Annotated in this window: 17 protein-coding genes and 1 pseudogene; 8 read left to right on the top strand and 10 right to left on the bottom strand. The window is 64.3% G+C overall.

Annotation, left to right across the window (positions count from 1 at the left end; all coding sequences use genetic code 11):
- Positions 1-27: 27 nt before the first annotated feature.
- Positions 28-612 carry a glyoxalase superfamily protein gene (locus tag DY201_RS11215; protein WP_245431968.1) on the top strand — a complete coding sequence of 195 codons (585 nt, stop codon included), beginning with the start codon at positions 28-30 and terminating at the stop codon, positions 610-612.
- A gap of 137 nt (positions 613-749) precedes the next feature.
- Here DY201_RS11215 and DY201_RS11210 read toward each other — a convergent pair whose 3' ends face one another.
- Entirely contained in the window at positions 750-1,199 is a 450-nt protein-coding gene (locus tag DY201_RS11210; protein ID WP_115733732.1) for a GatB/YqeY domain-containing protein, read from the bottom strand.
- 288 nt (positions 1,200-1,487) lie between these two features.
- Here DY201_RS11210 and carA point away from each other — a divergent pair, with 288 nt between their 5' ends.
- A complete protein-coding gene (gene carA / locus DY201_RS11205) occupies positions 1,488-2,690 on the top strand; it encodes a glutamine-hydrolyzing carbamoyl-phosphate synthase small subunit (protein WP_115731262.1) in 1,203 nt (400 codons plus the stop codon).
- Between the two features lie 101 nt (positions 2,691-2,791).
- On the opposite strand, the gene DY201_RS11200 is transcribed toward carA, so the two are convergent.
- The 3 genes from DY201_RS11200 to DY201_RS11190 all read right to left on the bottom strand — a co-directional run bounded on the left by DY201_RS11200 (position 2,792) and on the right by DY201_RS11190 (position 4,600).
- Positions 2,792-3,643 carry an alpha/beta fold hydrolase gene (locus DY201_RS11200; protein ID WP_115731261.1) on the bottom strand — a complete coding sequence of 284 codons (852 nt, stop codon included), beginning with the start codon at positions 3,641-3,643 and terminating at the stop codon, positions 2,792-2,794.
- Positions 3,644-3,751: 108 nt separating this feature from the next.
- Positions 3,752-4,237: an SRPBCC family protein gene (locus DY201_RS11195; protein WP_115733731.1), complete on the bottom strand. Its 486-nt coding sequence runs from the start codon at positions 4,235-4,237 to the stop codon at positions 3,752-3,754.
- Between the two features lie 21 nt (positions 4,238-4,258).
- The gene (locus DY201_RS11190) at positions 4,259-4,600 is read right to left on the bottom strand and encodes an ArsR/SmtB family transcription factor (RefSeq protein WP_115731260.1); all 342 of its coding nucleotides are present in this window, start codon (positions 4,598-4,600) and stop codon (positions 4,259-4,261) included.
- A gap of 237 nt (positions 4,601-4,837) precedes the next feature.
- On the opposite strand from DY201_RS11190, the pseudogene DY201_RS11185 reads away from it, so the two are divergent.
- The 6 genes and pseudogenes from DY201_RS11185 to DY201_RS11160 all read left to right on the top strand — a co-directional run.
- Positions 4,838-5,284 (top strand): annotated as a pseudogene (locus DY201_RS11185) (MFS transporter); the annotation flags it as partial.
- Between the two features lie 200 nt (positions 5,285-5,484).
- Complete coding sequence (msuE, locus tag DY201_RS11180; protein WP_115731259.1) at positions 5,485-6,042, top strand: FMN reductase; 558 nt, start codon at positions 5,485-5,487, stop codon at positions 6,040-6,042.
- 90 nt (positions 6,043-6,132) lie between these two features.
- Complete coding sequence (locus DY201_RS11175; RefSeq protein WP_115731258.1) at positions 6,133-7,482, top strand: LLM class flavin-dependent oxidoreductase; 1,350 nt, start codon at positions 6,133-6,135, stop codon at positions 7,480-7,482.
- Between the two features lie 21 nt (positions 7,483-7,503).
- A complete protein-coding gene (locus tag DY201_RS11170) occupies positions 7,504-8,352 on the top strand; it encodes an ABC transporter permease (RefSeq protein ID WP_115731257.1) in 849 nt (282 codons plus the stop codon).
- Positions 8,353-8,388: 36 nt separating this feature from the next.
- The gene (locus tag DY201_RS11165; RefSeq protein ID WP_115731256.1) at positions 8,389-9,393 is read left to right on the top strand and encodes an ABC transporter substrate-binding protein; all 1,005 of its coding nucleotides are present in this window, start codon (positions 8,389-8,391) and stop codon (positions 9,391-9,393) included.
- A gap of 51 nt (positions 9,394-9,444) precedes the next feature.
- Entirely contained in the window at positions 9,445-10,215 is a 771-nt protein-coding gene (locus tag DY201_RS11160; protein WP_115731255.1) for an ABC transporter ATP-binding protein, read from the top strand.
- 37 nt (positions 10,216-10,252) lie between these two features.
- Here DY201_RS11160 and DY201_RS11155 read toward each other — a convergent pair whose 3' ends face one another.
- The 6 genes from DY201_RS11155 to DY201_RS29015 form a co-directional block, all read right to left on the bottom strand.
- Positions 10,253-10,852: a YdeI/OmpD-associated family protein gene (locus DY201_RS11155; protein ID WP_115731254.1), complete on the bottom strand. Its 600-nt coding sequence runs from the start codon at positions 10,850-10,852 to the stop codon at positions 10,253-10,255.
- The gene (locus DY201_RS11150) at positions 10,852-12,108 is read right to left on the bottom strand and encodes a TCR/Tet family MFS transporter (RefSeq protein ID WP_115731253.1); all 1,257 of its coding nucleotides are present in this window, start codon (positions 12,106-12,108) and stop codon (positions 10,852-10,854) included. The genes DY201_RS11155 and DY201_RS11150 overlap by 1 nt, the downstream gene beginning before the upstream one ends.
- A 197-nt stretch (positions 12,109-12,305) precedes the next feature.
- Complete coding sequence (locus tag DY201_RS11145) at positions 12,306-13,223, bottom strand: aldo/keto reductase (RefSeq protein ID WP_115731252.1); 918 nt, start codon at positions 13,221-13,223, stop codon at positions 12,306-12,308.
- The gene (ypfJ, locus tag DY201_RS11140; protein ID WP_115731251.1) at positions 13,223-14,134 is read right to left on the bottom strand and encodes a KPN_02809 family neutral zinc metallopeptidase; all 912 of its coding nucleotides are present in this window, start codon (positions 14,132-14,134) and stop codon (positions 13,223-13,225) included. Before ypfJ ends, DY201_RS11145 begins: the two co-directional genes overlap by 1 nt.
- A gap of 116 nt (positions 14,135-14,250) precedes the next feature.
- The gene (locus tag DY201_RS11135; protein ID WP_115731250.1) at positions 14,251-14,439 is read right to left on the bottom strand and encodes a hypothetical protein; all 189 of its coding nucleotides are present in this window, start codon (positions 14,437-14,439) and stop codon (positions 14,251-14,253) included.
- A 112-nt stretch (positions 14,440-14,551) separates the two neighbouring features.
- The gene (locus DY201_RS29015; RefSeq protein WP_342635183.1) at positions 14,552-16,126 is read right to left on the bottom strand and encodes a hypothetical protein; all 1,575 of its coding nucleotides are present in this window, start codon (positions 16,124-16,126) and stop codon (positions 14,552-14,554) included.
- Positions 16,127-16,189 lie beyond the last annotated feature (63 nt).

The raw sequence follows: 16,189 nt of genomic DNA, 5'->3' as shown, positions 1-16,189 counted from the left end.
CAGTCACCCTCTTCAAGGGAGCATCCCATGTCATCGCTTGATCGCGTGAAATCCATGGCCAGGGAGCTGCGCGCCTGCCTGGCTGCGCGAGACATCCACCTTGCCCACAGCGCCTGTCTCGAGATCGTCGCCCGCCAGCTCGGCCACGACAATTGGAACACCCTCAAGGCCACCTCCGACGCCAAGGCCGAGCTTGCCATTTCGATCATCGTTGAACATGGCCGCGAGGAAGAAGCGGCCAGCTTCTACCAGCGTGCCTTCGGCGCCACTCGCGGCGGGGCCTATCTGTTCGAGGGCGCTCCGATCTCGATCGAACTGCGGATCGGCAATGTCGCCTTGCAGGTGGGCGGGGCCAACCCGCGGCGCGAACTGGAGCCGCAGCGCGGCGGGCCATTCTTTCCCAAGGCCCGTGGCGCAGTCAGCACCGTCTTCATCCTTGATGTCGCCAACGCCGGGACGGCCCTCCAGCGGGCGATCGGTGCCGGAGCAACGCTTAGGGGGGAGCTTGCGTTAGCGACCGACGGCCGCCGTGGCGCCACGGTGTTCGACCCATTCGGCCACATCTGGGGTCTGCGCGACAACGCGTCTGTCAAGCTCCGCCGCGCCGCCTGAGTCTCTCTCCTGTTCCGCGCCGCCGATCCACCTTCTCCCAAGGGGGCGGAGGAAAGCTGCCATCTCCCCAAAAGAAAACGCCCCGACCGCATCGCAGCCGGGGCGTTCTTGTCCTCATCGCCTGAGCAGGCAATTGCCTACTGCAGCAGTTCCTTGACGATGCCGCTGGCCTTGCCGAAATCCATCTGGCCAGGGTAGCGCTCCTTGAGCGCGTTCATGCAACGGCCCATGTCGCGCAAGCCGTCGGCGCCGACCTCGGAGATCACCTGCTGTGCCGCACTGCGCACCGCCCCCTCCTCCATCTGCTTGGGCAGGAAGTCGGAAATGATGGCGATTTCGTCGCGCTCCTGGGCGGCGAGTTCCAACCGCGAACCTTCTTCGAAAGCCTTGGCCGATTCCTGGCGTTGCTTGACCATCTTGGTCAGGATTTGCAGGATTTCCTCGTCGGTGACAGGATCCTTGCCGGCACCGCGATGGGCAATATCGCGGTCCTGGATGGCCGCCTGGATCAGCCGGAGCGTCGAGGTGCGGCGCTTGTCGCCAGTCTTCAATGCAGTCTTCAGTGCCTCGGCGAGTGTCTCGCGCATGGCCATTACTCCTGAACGTGTCGCAAACAATAGCGCCGACCTGCCACAGTGGCAAACCGAATGACAATGGCCAACTTCCTGTTTTTGCTAGGAAAAATATTTAGCCACGAATCCCGACCCGGTCATTGACCATATGCCGGCCTTCGCCTATTGTCCGCGCCTTGCAAGGACTTGTTTGTTTTGTGCACGGGGCCCGCCTGACGGTGGTCGTCCGTGCTTTTCGCTGCGCGATATGGCCCCTTGCGAGCCATTTTTCAAGTCGCGGCCTAGTTACGCAGGAGCATCGCCATGGCCGCAGAGACCGCCCCCTGGGCAACCGAAGTGCCGACCGCCGTTCTGGTTCTGGCCGACGGGACGGTGATTACCGGCCGAGGCCTCGGCGCCACCGGCAGTGCTGTCGCCGAAGTCTGCTTCAACACAGCGCTGACCGGCTATCAGGAGGTCCTCACCGACCCTTCCTACGCCAGCCAGATCGTCACCTTCACCTTCCCGCATATCGGCAACATCGGCACCAACGATGAAGACATTGAGGACCTGAACCCGGCGGCCCGCTTCGGCGCGGTCGGTGCGGTGTTCAAGGCCGACGTCACCAACCCGTCGAGCTATCGCGCCGCCGGTCATCTCGACCAGTGGCTGAAGCGGCGCGGCATCGTCGCCATGTCCGGCGTCGACACCCGTGCGCTGACAGCACTTATCCGCGAAAAGGGCATGCCCAACGCCGTCATCGCGCATGCGCCCGACGGCAAGTTCGACATCGACAAGCTCAAGGCCCAGGCCCGCGCCTGGTCCGGCCTCGTCGGCCTCGACCTCGCCAAGGAAGTCACCTCGGGCCAATCCTCGTCCTGGACCGAGACGCCCTGGGTCTGGAACGAGGGTTATGGCGAGCGTGCTGAGGAAACCATGCACGTCGTTGCCATCGACTACGGCGTCAAGCGAAACATCCTGCGCCTGCTCGCCGGCCTCGGGGCCAAGGTGACGGTCGTTCCGGCCAAGACCTCGGCCGAAGACATCCTGGCAATGAAGCCCGATGGCATCTTCCTGTCCAACGGCCCCGGCGATCCGGCGGCAACGGGCGAATACTCGGTGCCTGTCATCAAGGACCTGCTCAAGACCGAGCTACCGGTGTTCGGCATCTGCCTCGGCCACCAGATGCTGGCGCTGGCCCTTGGCGGCAAGACGGCAAAGATGCATCAGGGCCACCATGGCGCCAACCACCCGGTCAAGGACCACACCACAGGCAAGGTCGAGATCGTGTCGATGAACCACGGCTTCGCCGTCGACGCCGAGTCGTTGCCCGAAGGCGTCGAGGAGACCCATGTCTCACTGTTCGACGGCACCAACTGCGGCATCGCACTGACCGGCCGCCCCGTGTTTTCGGTCCAGCACCATCCAGAGGCGTCGCCCGGCCCTCAGGACTCGCACTACCTTTTCCGCCGTTTCGCCAATTTGATCCGCGAGCGGCAGGGCGAGCCGGCGCTCGCGGAACGCTGAGCCACTCGGCAGACAACAATGCAAAGAGGCCCCGCCAAACGGGGCCTCTTTTTCTTTGCCGATACGAGTAGCTTGGGACCGCCAGCGCCAAAAATCCTTCCCTATTTCGGCGCCGGCGCGTTCAGGAAGGCATTGGCGGCAGCCGCAACCTGCTGCGCTTTTGCCGGGTCGGCGAGGATGCCCATATGCGTCGTGCCGGACAGCACCAGCAACTGGCTGCGGGACGGGCCGTTGACGTCGCCATTGGCGTGACCACCGAGCGCCACATGCATGTCGGCAAGATGCCCGAGCGTCACCACATCGGCGTCGCCGGCGACCAGCAGCACCGGTGCCTTGACCTTGGCGAGCTCCGCTGTCCAGTCGAACGGCTTCAGCTCCAGCTGCTTGATCTTGTCGACAAGTGCTGGGAAATCCGGTTTGGGCGAGAGCTTCTGGTACTCCGCGACCATCGGCGCGCCGGTGAACATATCTGCCCTCAGGCGCTGCACCATTTCCTTGTGCCCCGGCGCCAAACCCTTGTCGCTGGCGGCGGCCGACACGGCGACGATGCGATCGACACGACCGGGATGGCGCAACGCCATCTGGAGGGCGACATTGCCGCCCATCGAATAACCCATCACGGACGCCTTCTCGATTCCGAGCTTGTCGAGCAGGCCGGCGACGTCGTCGGCCATAGTCTCGTAGGCAAGTTCACCGGTGCGGTCGGCCGTGCGGCCGTGGCCCTGCAGCTCGACCGCGATGACCTTGTTGTATTTGGCCAGCTCGCCAAGGCTTGTCGCCCAGTTGTTCTCAATGGTCATGAAGGCGCCGTGCAGGAGAACCAGCGGTGGCCCCTGCCCGTGGATCTGGCGATGCAGTTCGAGCGGTGCGGGCTCCTGTGCCGAAAGAACAGCCGGGGCGATGGCGGAAAAAAGCGCGAGCAAGGCCGCGCCCGCGATGGATAGCGGTTTCATGGTCGTTTCCTTGTTTTGTGAGGATGAGCGATCCCGCCCGGCCGCCTCGCAGCCGGTTGGGTCGTAGCTGACGATGGTGGGAAAGCCGGTCCTGCGACCGGCGGAAGATCAGGCGGAGACGAGTTCGCCGAGCAGCTCTTCGAGCTGGTTCATGCTGTCCTGGGCGCCGGCTTCCATGCCCGAGGCGACCATGCCGTCGCGATCCTCGATACTATCGAAGCGGGTGACCCCGCTATAGTGGGTCTTGCCGTCCTTCTCCTCGAAACGGTGGGACTCGATGACATTCTTGTCGTCGAACATGCCTTCCAGCGCGAAAGTGTTGACCAGCTTCTCCGGCTCGTCGACCTCGATGTATTTGCCGATAAAGGCAAATACAGTGCCGTCGGGCGTGGTCTGTTCGAAGCGCCACTCGCCGCCAGGGCGGACATCGAGCTTGACCACCTTGGTCGCGCCCATGGCACGCGAACCCCACCAGCGCGCCACATGTTCGGGCTTGGTCCAGGCTCGCCACACCAATGTGCGCGGCGCATCGAAAGTGCGGCTCATGAGGATGATGGGTTCGCCTTCCGGCGTCTCGACGAGCATCTTGTTCATGTCATTATTCCTTTCGTCCAATCACTGCTTGTTGGTGTCGTCGCCGCGCTGCATGTCGGCAAGATAGGCTTCCAGCTGGTCGAGATTGTCGCGCCACAATTCGCGATAGGCCCCAACCCAACCGTCGATGTCCTGAAGCGGGCCGGCCTGGAGTTTGCAGTAGCGGTACTGCGCGTCTTTCTCGCGGGCGATCAGGCCGGCGTTTTCCAGCACCTTGATGTGCTTGGACACCGCAGCCAGACTCATGTCGTAGGGTGCCGCCAGTTCGCCGACGCTCGCCTGCCCCTGGGCAAGCCGTGCCAGGATGGCGCGCCTCGTTGGATCCGCCAGGGCGGAGAAGGTAAGGGAAAGAGGATCGGGCATGCCACTATTCAACCATATAGTTATTAACTAAATGGTTGAATACAATTTATCTCGCTGGTTGTCAACCAGCTGGTTTAGAACATTTGGAAGGATTTCATCGAGCCTTGATGCCCTCGGCGCAGCAGCACCGCCGGCAAGACGTCCTCCCACCATGGCAGATGCGCCAGCTGCGAACCTTGACAGCGCATCGCCAAGCAGGCTGTGAGTGGGACCGTTCAGCCAGGGTGCCCAGCCGACATGACCGCCCCGACAGCGACGCGAAGCGCCATTCCCGCCGGAATCTGGGTCCTGGGGTTCGTCTCCATGCTGATGGACATCTCGTCTGAAATGATCCACGCCCTGCTTCCCGTCTACATGGTGACGATCCTCGGCACCTCGGCGCTCACCGTCGGCATCATCGAGGGCATCGCCGAAGCAACGGCCTCGATCACCAAGGTCTTCTCGGGGGCCTTGAGCGACTGGCTCGGCAAGCGCAAGTTCCTGGCCGCGCTCGGCTATGGCCTGGCCGCATTCACCAAGCCGATCTTTCCGCTCGCGCCTACGGTCGGCGGGCTGGTCGCCGCGCGTTTCGTCGATCGCATCGGCAAGGGCATCAGGGGTGCGCCGCGCGACGCCCTTGTCGCCGACATCGCCCCGGCGCATCTGCGCGGCGCGAGCTTTGGCCTGCGCCAGTCGCTCGGAACCGACAAAGGCCCAAAACACGGGCTCTTCCCTTACGCCATGCCACACCGCCCAATTGCTGCCGCCGCGTCAAATGAACCAGCCGGGGGCTATCTGCCGCAAACTCAATCCCCTCGCCGCGTTGCTTTTGAAATCCTCTCGCTCTTCAATATCTACAAATTCCGTAGAGTTAATAGGTATAGACCGCTGATGAGGATCCGCACATGCCAAGACAACTCGTGGTGGGAATTTCGGGTAACCTGACCCGTCCGTCGAAGACCAGACTGTTCATCGAGCACATTGCGGGCGAGGTCGCCAGGAATACCGGAGCAGCGGCCGTCACCTACGATATCGAGGATCTCGGCCCGTCCTTCGCCCAGGCACGGCGCGTCAGCGATCTCGCCCCGGCGGCCCGCGCGATCGTCGACCAACTGTCGAGTGCAGCCATACTTGTCGTCGGCTCGCCCACCTTCAAAGGCAGCTACACCGGCCTGTTCAAGCATTTCTTCGACCTGCTCGATCCCAATTCGCTGAAGGGCAAGCCGGTGATCCTGGCGGCAACCGGCGGCGGTGAGCGCCATTCGCTCATCGTCGAACACCAGTTGCGCCCGCTGTTCGGCTTCTTCGAGGCGCTGACCATCCCGACCGCGATCTATGCTTCCGACAGGGATTTCGCCGACGGCGCGCTCGTCTCCGAAGCCATCCGCGCCCGCGCCCAGCAGGCCGTTGCCGAGGCCTGTCGTGTTGCCCAGGCGCGCGACAGCGTCGACCTGGCCGCCTGACCTCAGGCACTAGCTTTCCATTCCCTGACACGACCGAGCTGCGGCACGCGCCGCGGGATCGACCCTTGTCGTCTTCTCCAGGAGATACTCATGACCAGACAGATCAAGCTTGGCGCCTTCCTGCCCGGTGGCGGCCAACATATCGCCGCTTGGCGCCACCCCGGCTCGCCCGCCGACGGCGCGACCAATTTCGCCTTCCACACCGAGCTCGCCCAGACAGCCGAACGCGGCCTGTTCGACGCCTATTTTCTCGCCGACAATCTGTCGGTCGGCCTCGGCGGTCGTGAAGGCGGCAACGCCAAGATCGCCGGCTTCGAGCCGGTCACACTGTTTGCAGCGCTCGCTCCGCTGACCACGCATCTCGGCTTCATCGCCACGGCGTCCACCACCTACGAGGAGCCCTACACCCTCGCCCGCAAGTTCGCCTCGCTCGATCACCTGTCGAATGGCCGTGCCGGCTGGAATGTCGTGACGTCGGCCGGCGACGACACCGCGCGCAACTTCAACCTGGACAAACAGCCCGACCATGCCGACCGCTACGCCCGCGCCAGGGAACATGTCGACACCGTCAAGGCGCTGTGGGACAGCTGGGAGGACGACGCCTTCATCCGCGACAAGCAGACCGGGCGCTTCTACGATCCCGCCAAGGTCCACGATATCGACCACAAGGGCGCGCATTTCGCCGTCAAGGGACCGCTCAACGTACCCCGCCCCGTCCAGGGTCACCCTGTCGTCGTCCAGGCCGGCCAGTCGGAAGACGGGCGCAGGCTTGCGGCGCTGTCCGCCGAGGTCATCTTCACCGCGCACCAGAACCTTGCTTCGGCGCAGGAATTCTATCGCGACATCAAGGCCCGTGTGCTGGCCGAGGGCCGTGTCCCTGATCACGTCCTGATCATGCCAGGCGTCGCGCCCTTCGTCGGCCGCACCGAGGCCGAAGCGCGCGCCAAATACGACAAGCTCAACGAACTGATCCTGCCCGAGGATGGTGTTGCCCTGCTCAATGGGCTTGCCGGCGGCACGCTCGACCTCAGGGGCTACCCGCTCGACGGGCCGCTGCCGAGGAGTGACGAGACCGAGGGCATGAAGAGCCGCCAGGCTCTTATCCGCCAGATCGCCGACGAGCACGATTTCACCATCCGCGAGCTCTACCAGTGGGTCGCCACCGCGCGCGGCCACTACACAATCGTCGGCAGCGCCACCCAGGTCGCCGACCAGTTGGAGGAATGGTTCGCCAACGAGGCCGCCGACGGTTTCAACATCCTGCCGCCATGGCTGCCCGGCGCGCTTGACGACTTTGTCGATCTGGTCGTGCCCGAGTTGCAGCGCCGCGGCCTGTTTCGCACCGCCTATGAGGGCCGCACGCTGCGCGAGAACCTTGGTCTGCCCCGCCCGCAAAATCCCTGGACCTTGAGCCGCAGCTCACTGCAGGCGGCCGAATAACCGAGAGCGAAGGGCAAGATCATGAGTTTGCAACACATTGAACAGCCGAGCGTGCTTGGTGCCGGTATCGGCGACAACAGCTTCGGCCACGAGCTGGTGCAGCGCGGTGGTCGCGCTGCGGCACGCTTCCTCTCGCGCTACGGCGTGCTCGCCGGCTTCGTCGCGCTCTGGCAGGTGGCCAGCCACGCCGGCTGGGTCAACCCGGCGGTCATTCCGCCACCCGATGCCATCATTTCCGCCCTCTGGGACGGTATTTCGGGAGGCACGCTACTCGACGACATCGCCATTTCGCTGCAGCGCTCGGGCACGGCTTTCGCCGCCGCCGTCTTCGTCGCAATCCCGCTCGGCCTGTTCATGGGCCAGGTTCGATCGGTCGAACGCGCGCTCGACCCGATCCTGCAGGTCTTCCGCCAGACCTCGGCGCTCGCGCTGTACCCCGTATTCATCCTGTTGCTCGGCCTGGGTGAGGCCTCCAAGGTCTTCGTCATCTTCTGGGCGACGCTGTTTCCACTGCTGCTCAACACCATCGGCGGCGTCAAGGAGGTCGATCCCAAGCTGATCGAGATGGCGCGTGTCTATGGCGCGAGCCGCCTCACCGTGTTCCGTCGCGTCGTGCTGCCCGGTGCCGTGCCATCGATCTTCGTCGGCCTCAGGCTGTCGGCGACGACGGCGCTTCTGCTGCTCATCGCCTCAGAGATGATCGGCGCCAACAAGGGCGTCGGCTTCCAGGTGATGAACGCCCAGTACAATTTCCAGATCCCGCTGATGTTCGCGGCCATCGTCCTGCTCGCCGGCCTCGGCCTCGTCTCCAACTACGCGCTCGTCCTGCTGCAACGCCGGCTTTGCCGGTGGAGCAATGCCACAGCCTGACGCATTCCCTTTCGCCCCCAATCAAGGACACCGACAATGACATTCAGATTCCGCACGCTTCATATCAGCACGCTCGTCGCCGGCAGCCTGTTTGCCGCCGGCCTCGCCGGCACTGCCTTTGCCCAGTCGCCCGAAACGGTGAAGATCCGCTACCTCGCCAGTCAGGGCAGCATTTCGCCGCACGAGCTGGCCGACGAGCTCGGCTATTTCAACGGGCTCGGCATCGAGTTCGAGAATGTCGGCTATGCCCAGGGCGGCCCGGCCTCGCTGTTCGCACTCGCCGCCGGCAGCGTCGACCTCGGTTCCGCCGCGACTTCGGCGGTCGTCAACTCGATCGCCGGCGGCAATGATTTCATCGCCGCCTACCCCAGCAACGGTATCAACGACAAGGTCCAGAGCGTCTTCTACGTGCTCGAGGACAGTCCGATCAAATCGATCGCCGACATCGCCGGCAAGTCGATCGCCGTCAACACGCTGGGCGCTCATCTCGACTACACGGTGCGCGAGGCATTGCACCAGGCAAACCTGCCGCAGAATGCCGCCAACCTCGTCGTGGTGCCGGGACCGCAACTCGAGCAGACCTTGCGCTCCGGTCAGGTCGACATCGCCGCACTAGGCTATTGGCAGGCCACCTTCGAGGGCCTGCTGAAGGAACATGGCGGCGTCCGCGCCATCTTCGACGACACCGACGTGTTGGGCGAAATCGCCGGCGGCTTCGTCGTGCTGCGCCGCGACTTCGTCAAGGCCCATCCCGACGCTGCCCGCAACTTCGTCGAGCAGTCGACCCGTGCCGCCGAATGGTCGCGCCAGAACCCCGATGAGGCGCGCAAGGTGCTGGCATCCATTCTGTCGAAGCGCGGCGAGAACGCCGAGCTGGCCAAGTACTGGACCGGCTTCGGTCTCCGCGAAGGCGCGCAGGCGGTTCCCCGCGACCTCGATTTCTGGATCGCCGTGCTCGAACGCGAAGGATCGCTGCCCAAGGGTAAGCTCAAGGCCGCCGACCTGCTGTTCCAGCCCAACGCCGAAGCCAAATCGAACTGAGCCCGAAACGGCGAGGCCAAACTTCGGGACCCAAAATTCAGGGATTAAACAATGACCAGCATCGACAGCAGCCGCCGCGGTGAGGTTTCGATCCGCGACCTTTCGAAATCCTTCGCCATCAACGGCCGCCCGCTATCGGTGCTTAAGGGCCTTAACCTCGACATCCGATCAGGCGAATGCCTCGTCATCGTCGGCGCTTCGGGATCGGGCAAGACCACGCTGCTGCGTGTGCTGGCCGGTCTGGAAGTGGCCGATGGCGGCCGGGTACTGATCGACGGCAAGCCGGTGCATGGTGTCGGTTCCGACCGCGCCGTGATCTTCCAGGAGCCGCGGCTCCTGCCGTGGCTGACCGTGCTCGGCAATGTCGCCTTCGGCCTCGAGGTGCGCGGCGAGCAGCGCGCCCGGGCCGAAGAGCGGGCCCGCGACTATATCGGGCTCGTCGGTCTCAGTGACTTCACCGATGCCTATCTCAGGCAACTCTCGGGCGGCATGGCCCAGCGCGTCGGCATCGCCCGGGCGCTGACCGTGCAGCCCGAAATCCTGCTGCTCGACGAGCCACTCGGCGCGCTCGACGCCATGACCAAGATCACCATGCAGGAAGAGCTCGCCCGCATCTGGAGCGAGGAGAACGTCACCATGGTCATGGTCACCCACGACCTCGAGGAAGCGGTCTATCTCGCTGACCGGGTGCTGGTGCTGCCCAAGGAAAAGGGCGCCGCCGCGCGCCTGATCGAAGTCGACCTGCCCCGCCCGCGTGACCGCAGCGAACCCCGTTTCGTCCGTTACCGCGAGGAACTGCTGCGCGAGTTCGGCCTGCATTGAGCGAGGCTGAGCGTGTCGAGCATTGCTCCCTCCCCGCTCACTTCTTGCCTTGCGGGTAGATCGTTTCGCCACGCTTCAGCATGGCGACAAAGGTCTCGATCTTCTTCCTGCGCCCGGCTTCGGTCTTCATGTTGTGGGTGCGGAAAGCCAGCGCGAAGCGGTTCTGCTCGCTGAGCTTGCCGAGCATTGCTTTCGCCTCCGGCTCGGCGTCGATCGCCGCCTGGAGGTCGTCGGGGATCAGCATATCCTTGCCGCTCTTGTAGGCGCGGCCCCAACGACCATCGGCCTTGGCCGCCTCCACCTGCCTGAGCCCATGCTCGGTCATCCGGCCTTCGGTGATCAGGCGCGCCACGCTGTCGACATTGATCTGGCTCCAAGTGCCCTTCTTGCCGCGCGGCGAGTAGCGCTGCAGGAAACTCTTGTCGTCGAGCCCCTTGCGCACGCCGTCGATCCAGCCCCAGCATAAGACGACTTCGATCGCTTCTTTCGGCGTGATCGACTGCAGCCCCGATCCGACCTTGTGGATCTTGATCCAGACCTCGTCCTTGCTATCGTGGTTCCTGCCCAGCCAGGCATAAAAGCTCGCTGCATCGGCGAATTGGTGAACTTTGCCGGGGTCGACAAAAACCGGTGCCATCAGTTGATCTGCTCCATTTCGTTGGCGGCGACTTTCCTGGTTGCCGGCCGTTCGACCTTGAAAATGAACACCATCAGCGCCAAGGCGATGAAGACCCCGCCGACGGCATAGGGTGCGCCGGCAAACGTCAGTGGCGCGCTCGGCCCGGTGAACCAGGCGAAAATGCCGGTGTAGAGCAGCGGCGTGATGATGCTGGTGATCGAAAACAGGCTGGTCATCGCGCCCTGCAATTCGCCCTGCGCATCCGGCGGCACCTTGGCTGCGGCCAGACTCCTCAGCGGCGGGTCGGCGAGTGCTTCCAGGCAGGTCACCACGATAACCGCATAGATCATCCAGCCCTGCCATGCCGCGGCATAGCCGAAGGCGGCGATGGCGGTGAAGCCAAGGCCGATGGCTGCCGTACGCCATTCGCCCAGCCTGGGGATGATCCGCGGCAGCACCAGCGCCATGACAAGCGCGCCGCCAAGGCCGAACACGCCAAGCGAAAAGCCGATCTGCCGTTCGCTCCAGCCATAGCGGTAGCTGCTGACGAACGACCAGACCGCCGGATACATCATGTGGCCGAGCGCCATCAGGAAGAACACCAGCCCGATCCAGCCGATGCCCTTGTATTTGCGCATCTGCTTGAGCGCGCCGAGCGGGTTGGCGCGGCGCCATTCGAAGGCACGCCGGTTATGCCGCGCCAGCGTCTCGGGCAGGAAGAACAGCGCCACCAAGAAATTGATGAAGGCGAGCGCTGCCGCCCCCCAGAACGGCACGCGCGGCCCGAATTCTCCCAGGAAGCCGCCGAGCACCGGCCCGATGATGAAGCCGACACCGAAGGCGATGCCGAGCAGTCCGAAATTCTTGGCCCTGTTGTCGTCGTTCGAGACGTCGGCGATAAAGGCCGCGGCGGTCGAGTAGCTCGCGCCGCTGATGCCGGCGAGCACACGACCGACGAACAGCATCGGATAGGACCAGGCGAGCGCGCAGATGGCGTTGTCGATGGCAAAGGTCAGCACCGAGGCGAGCAGGATCGGCCGGCGCCCGAAACGGTCGCTGAGATTGCCCATCAGCGGCGCAAACAGGAACTGCATCGCCGCATAGACGAAGAACAGCCAGCCACCCTCGATCGCCGCCTCGCCAACGCCGACGCCGCTCAGCTCCTGCAGGAAGGCCGGCAGCACCGGCATGATGATGCCGAAGCCGATGATGTCGAGCAGCAATGTGACGAAGACGAGCGCAAGGCCTCGCTTCGCGGTCTTCTCATCAACCATGTCGAACCCACAGGCGCCGCTTGGAGGCCGCGAAGATCAGTGGAGATGCGCCGACGCGGATATCCGGAAAGGATGCTTGAGCGCCAGCTTCGAACCGCCGGGGGCATGCGGAAAACCGCTTATAAGCGAAGCAACCATCAAGAACAATACAAGAACATATCAATTTTGTTCATGGCCGGACGGCTTCTTGCGGAACATTACGGGACCGCTTGGCCCTCGCTCGCTTCTAGAATGGCAAACCACTGCTGGCGGTCGAGCTCGAGGTCGAGCGCCTTGACCAGCCCGGCCAGCCGCTCCGGCTTCATCGTGCCGAGCACAGGCAACAGCCGTGCCGGGTGCCTGAGCAGCCAGGCAATGGCAATGGTCGAGATGTCGGCGACACCGGCCTCGGCCGCGACCGCACTCAGCGTTGCCCGCACCCTCTGCTCGCGCGCGCCCTCGCCGGTGAACAGCGAACCGCCGCCCAGCGGCGACCAGATCATCGGCGCGTAGCGCAACCTCTGGGCATGGTCGAGCCGCCCGTCAGTCAGCGCCGAGGTCTCCAGCACCGAATGCTCGATCTGGTTGGTGACAAGCGGGAACGGCAGCCGCGAGGCCAAAAGATCGAATTGCGCCGGCGTAAAGTTGGACACGCCCACCGCCCGCACCTTGCCCGCCGCCACCAGCCGCTCGAAAGCGCGCGCCGTGTCGTCGGCGTCCATCAGTGGATCGGGGCGATGAATCAGGAGCAGGTCGAGATAGTCGGTACCGAGGTTCTTCAGCGAGCGCTCGACCGAGGCCCCGATATGGGCGGCGCAGGTGTCGTAGTGCTTCAGTCGGTTCTGCGGCCGGTTGGGCGAGGCCAGCATGATTCCGCATTTGGAGATCAGTTCGATGCCGGCGCGCCGGCCTTTCAAGCGCGCCAGCCCGGCGCCGAAGGCCTCCTCGACCGCGTATCCGCCATAGATGTCGGCATGGTCAAAGCTGGTCAGACCGAGATCGATGGCTGCATCGATCAGCCGTGCAACCTCCTCGGCGCCAGGGTTCTGCCGGTCGAGCAACCGCCAGGCGCCGAAGACCAGCCGCGACAGCGACAGGCCGCCGGCCACCAGTTCGATGCGTTTCGGCGTGGCCATCAGATCGGATTGTTGAAGGTGTCACACTCCGACAGCTTGCCGCTCTTGAAGCCGGCGGCAAACCAGCGCTGGCGCTGCTTCGAGGTACCGTGGTTGAAGCTTTCGGGCACGACATAACCCTGCATGCGCTTCTGCAGCGTGTCGTCGCCGATCTGCTGAGCAGCGTTCAGCGCCTCTTCGATGTCGCCCTGTTCGAGCAGGCCCTTCTGGTCGGTATAGTGGCCCCAGACGCCGGCGAAACAGTCGGCCTGCAGTTCGACACGCATCGACATCTGGTTGGCGTCGGCCTCGCTCATCTGCTGCCGCATCTGGTTGAACTTGGGCAGAATGCCGGTCAGGTTCTGGACGTGGTGGCCGACTTCATGGGCAATTACATAGGCTTGGGCGAAATCGCCGGCGGCGCCGAACTGCTTGGCCAGCTGACCGAAGAAGGCGGTGTCGAGATAAACCTTCTGGTCGCCGGGGCAATAGAACGGCCCGGATGCCGAGGAGGCAAACCCGCAGGCCGAGCGCACCTGCCCGGAGAACAGCACGAGCTTCGGTTCCTGGTATTTCAGCCCTTCGGCCTGGAAGATGCCGTTCCAGGTGTCTTCGGTCTCGGCCAGCACGGTCGAGACGAACTGGGTCATTTCGTCATTGGCCGGAGCACCGCCCTCGCTCACCTGACCGCCACCGGAGACCGGGCCGCCATCGCCGCCGGCCAGGATCTGCATCGGGTCGATGCCGCAGGCGCGCAACGCAAAGAACAGGATCACCAGGATGATGATGCCGGACAGTCCGCCGCCGCCCGTCGACATGCGCGGGCCCATCGGCAGGCGTCCGCCACCGAGACCTCCACCAAGCCCTCCACCGCCGCCTTGTCCGCGCGTATCCTGGACGTTGTCACTCTGGCGGCGGCCTCTCCAGCGCATATGCGTATCCCTCGATGTTGTCGCAGCGTGAGCCGCTCAATGCAGACAATTAGCTTAACCCCTGCGGCAAGTCACAGGGTTTTTGCTTGGGCCACCCGTGGCCGGGAACCGCCAATTCAGCTTTTCTGCTTGCTCCCCGCACTCTTGCCATCGGAGCTTTTGGAGCGTTCCTCAAAGCGCTTTTCGCCCTTCTTGAAGTCACGGCCGGTCTTTGCCTCGACCTTGCGCTCTTCCCTCGCCGCTGCCTTGCGCAGACCCTTGGCGGCTTCTTTTCCCTTGGTCGTGGGTGCTTGCGTGATCGCCATTTTCGCTTCCTCCGGTACACGCCGCCACTGTGCGACGCTCAGGCTAACGCGAACTGGCGGCACTCGTTCCCTGCTTGCGCCCGCTCGGCACGCCGCTTGTGACTGGCGGACGCTATTCCGCCGGCGCTGCGTGTATCCCGAGCGCAGCACCACGGCCGCGCCGGCTGGCCAGCCATGCCGTCAGTGCCTTCTGCGCGTGGAACGCAGCGACGCCGGAGAGGATACCGGCGGCGACACTCAGCGTGATCATGACAGGCCACGGCAGCTTGAGCTGCGTCAGCAGCAGTTCCGGCACCAGGCGATGAAACAGGTAGATGTGATATCCGGCCGCCGCCACCGGCAGGGCCAGTGCCGCGACCTGCCTCGGCACGGTGACACGCGGGGCGTAGAGCAACGTGGCGACGCAGGCCAGCTGCAGCATGAATTTGACCCACGAGACGATCCAGTTGCCGCCCCAGTAGGCCATGAACGGAAAGGCCATGATAGCGACACCGAGCACCAGAAGGCGCTGACGCGCTGTACGAGCGTGAAAGACGTACCAGCCGAAGACGGCGAGGTAAAACACGTCCGAGACGGTGAAAATCTGCACCGCGCCCACCGCCCAGACCTGCGGCGCCAGGAACTTGACTGCGACGGTGACGACGAGGGCCGCGATGCCTGTTGCGAACGGCTTGGCGGCCACGTGCTTGCGTACAGCAGGCGAGAACAGCGCCGCGACAATCAGCATCACCTGAGCATAGGCTTCGACGAACCAGTAGACATAGGGCAGCATGTGTTTTGGATCGAAAATGCCGAGGTTGCCGACCAGGAAAACCGAGGGCCACGGCACCTCGCCGCGCGCGATCGAATAGCCCGCGACCAGCGGCGCATAGACAGCAAGATTCGTCGCCACGGCCCGCAGCAGCCTCGACGTCTCGCCGCGCATCAGCGCCGTGCCGTGAAACCGCGCCAGACCGTAGCCGACCAGCATCACCAGCGCCGCTGCCCCGCCTGGGATCGGCCACAGCGTCGCGTGGTGCAAGACCACCAGAAGAATCGCCAGTACCCGCATCAGCATGTCGGTGTCGACGACGCGACGGTTTCCCTTCTGGCTTCCCAGCCGGGCCAGCGCGCCGACCGGTATCTTCTCCCAGCCCTCGGGGATGCGGCCGAGCTTGCGCTCCAAGGTCAGCGACAACTGCACATACAGAAGCGAATCGCCGCCGAGTGTCTCGAAACTGTCCGCCGGCGTCACCCGCCGGGGATAGAAGGCCCGGCCGAACGCCTCGATGATCCCGGCATCGGCCTGCTGGATTCGCCGGGCAAGTTGCGCCACCGCCTGGCAGTCGACCTTGCCCGAAGCCAGCCGCGGCAAGGCATCGACAGCCGCCGCTTCGACATGCAGTGCAGTCAGGCCGCTCACCGCAATCATCAGCTTGCAGACGTCCTCAGGCGCCTCACCCGACGAATAGGCCGCGATCAGTCGCCGGTCGTCGCCGGTCACCGCCGCCACGATGCCCCGGCTTGCCAGAGCGTGCTCCACCGCCTCGTGACTGATCCGCAAGCCTGCGATCTTCGACATACGCTTGAGGCGACCGACGACGCGGAAGAAGCCGCGTTCGCAGCGCTCGGCCAAGTCGCCGGTGCTGAGGTCGCCAATCTCGGCACCGCGAGCTAGGTCGTTGCGGTCGAGGGCATAGCCCATCATCATATTCTGCCCGCGATAGACGAACTCGCCAGCCTCGGCGCGGCCGTCGATCAGGCTTCCGTC

The organism is Aminobacter aminovorans (genome assembly GCF_900445235.1).
Classification (GTDB): Bacteria; Pseudomonadota; Alphaproteobacteria; order Rhizobiales; family Rhizobiaceae; genus Aminobacter; species Aminobacter aminovorans.
This window is presented reverse-complemented; position numbering and strand designations above follow the sequence as displayed.

Bases quoted from the DNA above. Each gene is read 5' to 3' on its own strand.
- DY201_RS11215 (WP_245431968.1), top strand. From the start codon at position 28: ATGTCATCGCTTGATCGCGTGAAATCCATGGCCAGGGAGCTGCGCGCC.
- DY201_RS11210 (WP_115733732.1), bottom strand. From the start codon at position 1,199: ATGCGCGAGACACTCGCCGAGGCACTGAAGACTGCATTGAAGACTGGC.
- carA (WP_115731262.1), top strand. From the start codon at position 1,488: ATGGCCGCAGAGACCGCCCCCTGGGCAACCGAAGTGCCGACCGCCGTT.
- DY201_RS11200 (WP_115731261.1), bottom strand. From the start codon at position 3,643: ATGAAACCGCTATCCATCGCGGGCGCGGCCTTGCTCGCGCTTTTTTCC.
- DY201_RS11195 (WP_115733731.1), bottom strand. From the start codon at position 4,237: ATGAACAAGATGCTCGTCGAGACGCCGGAAGGCGAACCCATCATCCTC.
- DY201_RS11190 (WP_115731260.1), bottom strand. From the start codon at position 4,600: ATGCCCGATCCTCTTTCCCTTACCTTCTCCGCCCTGGCGGATCCAACG.
- msuE (WP_115731259.1), top strand. From the start codon at position 5,485: ATGCCAAGACAACTCGTGGTGGGAATTTCGGGTAACCTGACCCGTCCG.
- DY201_RS11175 (WP_115731258.1), top strand. From the start codon at position 6,133: ATGACCAGACAGATCAAGCTTGGCGCCTTCCTGCCCGGTGGCGGCCAA.
- DY201_RS11170 (WP_115731257.1), top strand. From the start codon at position 7,504: ATGAGTTTGCAACACATTGAACAGCCGAGCGTGCTTGGTGCCGGTATC.
- DY201_RS11165 (WP_115731256.1), top strand. From the start codon at position 8,389: ATGACATTCAGATTCCGCACGCTTCATATCAGCACGCTCGTCGCCGGC.
- DY201_RS11160 (WP_115731255.1), top strand. From the start codon at position 9,445: ATGACCAGCATCGACAGCAGCCGCCGCGGTGAGGTTTCGATCCGCGAC.
- DY201_RS11155 (WP_115731254.1), bottom strand. From the start codon at position 10,852: ATGGCACCGGTTTTTGTCGACCCCGGCAAAGTTCACCAATTCGCCGAT.
- DY201_RS11150 (WP_115731253.1), bottom strand. From the start codon at position 12,108: ATGGTTGATGAGAAGACCGCGAAGCGAGGCCTTGCGCTCGTCTTCGTC.
- DY201_RS11145 (WP_115731252.1), bottom strand. From the start codon at position 13,223: ATGGCCACGCCGAAACGCATCGAACTGGTGGCCGGCGGCCTGTCGCTG.
- ypfJ (WP_115731251.1), bottom strand. From the start codon at position 14,134: ATGCGCTGGAGAGGCCGCCGCCAGAGTGACAACGTCCAGGATACGCGC.
- DY201_RS11135 (WP_115731250.1), bottom strand. From the start codon at position 14,439: ATGGCGATCACGCAAGCACCCACGACCAAGGGAAAAGAAGCCGCCAAG.
- DY201_RS29015 (WP_342635183.1), bottom strand. From the start codon at position 16,126: ATGATGGGCTATGCCCTCGACCGCAACGACCTAGCTCGCGGTGCCGAG.